The organism is Streptomyces sp. NPDC056480 (assembly GCF_042795405.1).
Lineage (GTDB): Bacteria > Actinomycetota > Actinomycetes > Streptomycetales > Streptomycetaceae > Streptomyces.
This window is the reverse complement of sequence record NZ_JBHTSA010000235.1, coordinates 1-3920: the sequence shown is the minus strand read 5'-3', so window position 1 is coordinate 3920 and position 3920 is coordinate 1. Positions and strand designations below refer to the sequence as shown.

The window sequence follows — 3920 nt, the reverse complement described above, 5'->3', positions numbered from 1 at the left end:
CCAAGCCCCCACCCACCGACCCGCAGACGCAAGCCGACGCCGACTACTGCCCGAAGCCCGGCGGTGACCCCGCCCCCCGGACCGCCCTCCGAGAGTGCTTTCGCTCCTGGAGGTGGTGGGTCAAGGGTGGAGCGCAGCGGAATCGGCGAAGCCGACGCGACGAAGGAGCGCCCTTGACGCACCGCCGGAAGGAGCGACTCTCGGAAAGAGGGCGGTCCCACCCGACACTCACGTACCCGGCCCACCGCTCGTGCCTTGGAGGCGCTTGCTCACCGGGCGCAGTCCGGATCGTGCCCAGAGGTGCGGGCCACGGAATTACGCCGCCTTCCGCTCCGCCACCACGTGGATGCGTTCACCCAGTTCCCGCGTCACGCGCGAGGTGCGAGGCATGGTGAGAGCGCGCAGGGTGTCGAAGTGCTCGTCACCCCGCGCCGTTGAGAGAACCTCGTAGTCGTCCAGGAAACTGCCCCACGACCTGCACGCCTCCTCCAGATGGCCGTACTCGTACTGGCGTTGAGCCAGCACCGCATGTGCGTGGAGTCGGCCCTGCCGCTCCTGCGGCGACATCACCCGGATCGAACTCTTCAGGGCCTTGATCGAGCCCGCCAGGTCCTTGGTCTCATAGCGGACGTGCGCCACGTGGAACAGGAACGCCGTCTGGTCGTATCCGCCCACTGCGTCACGCCGGGAATCCGCCTTCGAAAGTGCGGCCTCAGCCTCCGCAAGCCGCGCGACGGCACCTCGACGGTCCCCGACCATGGCGGAGGCGTGGGCCTGCTGGCCCCGCAGGAAGGCGACAAGACGAGGACCCGCCTGGGGCGCCGCTTCGGCGGCCGAGTCCGCGTACTCCAGGGCCTTCCGTCCGTAGCGCAAATGGGAGGCCTGCAGGCTCATTCCCCGCAGAGTGCGGCAGTAGGTGAGTTGGTCCTGAGATTCCCGAGCGAGGTCGAGCGCGTGGAGGTAGTACGTCTGGCCGAGCCCGTGCGCCCGTTCGAACATCGCCATCCACCCGGTGAGGTAGGTGAGGTCGGATGCCGCGGACAGCATGTCGCGGTGAACGGACTCCGAAGCATCCGCGCGCAAATAGCCGGCGACCGTGTTGACGAGGAAGGCGGCTGCCATCGGCCGGGCGTGACCACCGCCGAGTTCGTCCAGGATGTCCGCGATCTTGTCCGTCATTCTGCGGACCGTCTGGACTTCGCCTTGGCCAATTCGGCCAGTTGGCCGGGTGATGCGTTCGCGATCCTCGGCGTGAGCCACGGACGTGATGGCTGAAAACGCTGGGACGGTGAGTGCGACTGAGTAGATGCTTGCGGTGAGGAGCTTGCGGCGGGACGGGTTCATGTCTTCCTCTCCGAGGTCGATCAGAGACTCGACGGTGTCACGGTGCGAATCGATCCGGTCGGTGAGCGGCCGTTCCAGGCCCGCTTCCGCATAGGTCACCGGCTGGCCCAACCTGCGTTCGAGTACGGCGAGAATCACTGCCCTGACCTGCGGCTTAGGCTGTGATCCCTGTTTCCACTGGGAAACGGAGGGCTGGCGGTAATTCAGTGACAACCCGGCTTCCGCGCCGAGTCGGTTTACCGCGTGAGCGAACTTGGTTTCCGAGTATCCGGCCTGCTCAAGCAGGGCACAGAGTTTTGCGTTACGCCGTGCTTCGGAAGTCGTGGCCACGCCAGCCCCCAGCGCTTATGGAACTTATGATTTGCCCTCCCCTCAACGGTACCCGTCCATGTGCCCGTCACGGTTAGCTCTTCGTGTGGTTGTGACAGGCGGAGCACGAGGGAACGGCCCGTTCCCGTACGGGAGATGAGACATGGTCGCCGAAGAGTGGAGCCCGACCGCGATGCGGTACGCGGTGGGCAAGGACGGGAGGTTGGGCCGGGTGACCGGCCACTACTTGGGAAGCGTCTACCTGCGTCCGCCGGGTGGCGGACGGGAGTGGTCGTCCCCACCGGAAGAGCTGCGGCAGCCGACCGCCCAGGAGCTCGCGCAGATTCGGGTGCTCACCACCCGCGTCCCGGTCGTGAATGGTGGGACGGGAGACCTGAAGTCCTCACCCGGTGTCGTGGCGGTCGTTCTTTCCGCGGACCACGAGCTCCGGCCTCGGCCTGAGCCGGCCACGGGCTGCATGCAGTGCGCGTACCTGGTGGAGTGGTTCGACCACTACATGGCCACCGGTCCGCAGCACGACGAATCGGCGGCCGTGGACTGCGTGGTGGAGGTCCGTAACCACCCGCACGACCCGCCCAAGATGGGGATCAAGGAATTCGCCCCGCAATACCCCGCCACGCGCGAGGCGCGGCAGTGACAGCCACTCCGTAACCGAAGGGAGAGACAGATGGGTTGGGGAACGGGTAAGGGTGGAAGCGGCGGCGACGGTCAGCACTCCGGGCCCAAGGATCCGGGTACGTCGAAGCCGTCGCCGGACACGGCCAAGCCCAAGGATCCTCCGAAGCACGGCAAGGGGAAGTAGCCGATTCGATGACGACGGACCTCTCGGCGTCGGAGCAGATCGCCTTGCGCGGCTTGCTCGGCGCGGTGAACGATGACTTGGGCCAACTCATGGACTCCGTGTGGGAGCGTGCGGCTTGGGCTGTTCCCAGGTCCGCATTCCTCCCGGAACACATCTATCTGGGGGATGACTTGGAGCCGTGCGCGCGATCCGAGGCGCCGGAGTCGTGGCTCCGCGCCGCGTACGCCAATGACCCCGTGGTGACGCAGATCAACGACGGCCACGACCCGGGTGACGGGGAACGATGGGCGTCGTCGTCCGCGAGTGCCCCAAGCATTGTCTTCCGCATGCTGCGGATGCTGAACGTGGCGCCGGGACACCGAGTCCTGGAGATCGGCACGGGGACCGGGTGGAACGCAGGGCTCCTGGCTCACGTCGTGGGCTCGGACAACGTGACGAGCCTCGAAGTGGATGCCGCGTTGGCCTCCGAGGCGCGCGATCGGCTGCGGCAAGCAGGCATGGACGTGCAAGTGATCGCCGGGGACGGTGCCGTGGGCTACGCGACCAATGCGCCGTACGACCGCTTGGTGGCCACGTGCTCTGTCCGGTCCGTTCCTCGGCAGTGGGTCGAGCAGGTCAAGCCCGGGGGCGTCATCCTGACGCCGTGGGACAGTCCATGGCTTTGCTATGGACTGCTGCGTTTGACCGTGGATGACCACGGCGCCGCGTCAGGCCGCTTCGCACCACACTCCGCCTTCATGCTCATGCGAAACCAACGGACTGACCTGCGTATCTTCCGGGATGTGGTGCGTGACGAGCATCAGCCGGCGGAGTCCATTACGCGACTGTCACCGTGGGCGGTCACTCATGGCGACCTAGATGTGCGGTTCGCCATGGGGCTGCAGCTTCGCGATGTGTGGTGGACGTGGCATGACAACCCGGATCTGGAGGGTGTGGCGTCCAGGCTCTGGATCGCGACGACTGATGGCGCGTCGTGGGCGGCAGTGGACTGGGACGGAGCGTCCGAAGACTGGTTCACGGTGTGGCAGCACGGTCCACGGCGGCTCTGGGCCGAGGTGGAGGCGGCCCACGCCTGGTGGGCGAGAAGCGACCGCCCCGGACCTGAACGGTTCGGCCTGGCTGTGTCGCCGTCGGGTGAGTGCGCCTGGCTGGATCATCCAGGCAAGCCTGTCCCTGTGGCCGGCTGACGATCGTCGCCTCCGGGTTCGGGCGTTGGGGTGGAGAGCCCGGGCGGCGGGGGTGAGGTGTCTGGGGTGAGCGTGTCTGGTGTGCCTCGGGTGCGGCCGCCCTCTTTCCGAGTGTGGCGTCCTCCACCACCGCGTCAAGGGCGCCTTCGGCGTCGGCTTCGCCGATGGGCTGCGCCCACCCTTGACCCGGCGGCGGAGGCCGCCTTTTCACACTCGGAGGGCGGCCGAGGGCCGGGGCCTACGCGGACTGCCCGGGC

At 67.3% G+C, this 3920-nt stretch carries 3 protein-coding genes; 2 read left to right on the top strand and 1 reads right to left on the bottom strand.

All coding sequences use genetic code 11. From position 1 onward, the window contains the following. Nucleotides 1-315 precede the first annotated feature (315 nt). Nucleotides 316-1674 carry a hypothetical protein gene (locus ACFQ79_RS40430; RefSeq protein ID WP_383593318.1) on the bottom strand — a complete coding sequence of 453 codons (1359 nt, stop codon included), beginning with the start codon at nt 1672-1674 and terminating at the stop codon, nt 316-318. 142 nt (nt 1675-1816) lie between these two features. Here ACFQ79_RS40430 and ACFQ79_RS40425 point away from each other — a divergent pair, with 142 nt between their 5' ends. Together ACFQ79_RS40425 and ACFQ79_RS40420 are read left to right on the top strand one after the other, a co-directional pair. Continuing rightward, a complete protein-coding gene (locus ACFQ79_RS40425; RefSeq protein WP_383593315.1) occupies nt 1817-2311 on the top strand; it encodes a hypothetical protein in 495 nt (164 codons plus the stop codon). A 173-nt stretch (nt 2312-2484) separates the two neighbouring features. Further along, the gene (locus tag ACFQ79_RS40420; protein ID WP_383593312.1) at nt 2485-3663 is read left to right on the top strand and encodes a methyltransferase domain-containing protein; all 1179 of its coding nucleotides are present in this window, start codon (nt 2485-2487) and stop codon (nt 3661-3663) included. The last annotated feature ends 257 nt before the right edge of the window (nt 3664-3920 follow it).

Bases quoted from the DNA above. Each gene is read 5' to 3' on its own strand.
- ACFQ79_RS40425 (WP_383593315.1), top strand. From the start codon at position 1,817: ATGGTCGCCGAAGAGTGGAGCCCGACCGCGATGCGGTACGCGGTGGGC.
- ACFQ79_RS40420 (WP_383593312.1), top strand. From the start codon at position 2,485: ATGACGACGGACCTCTCGGCGTCGGAGCAGATCGCCTTGCGCGGCTTG.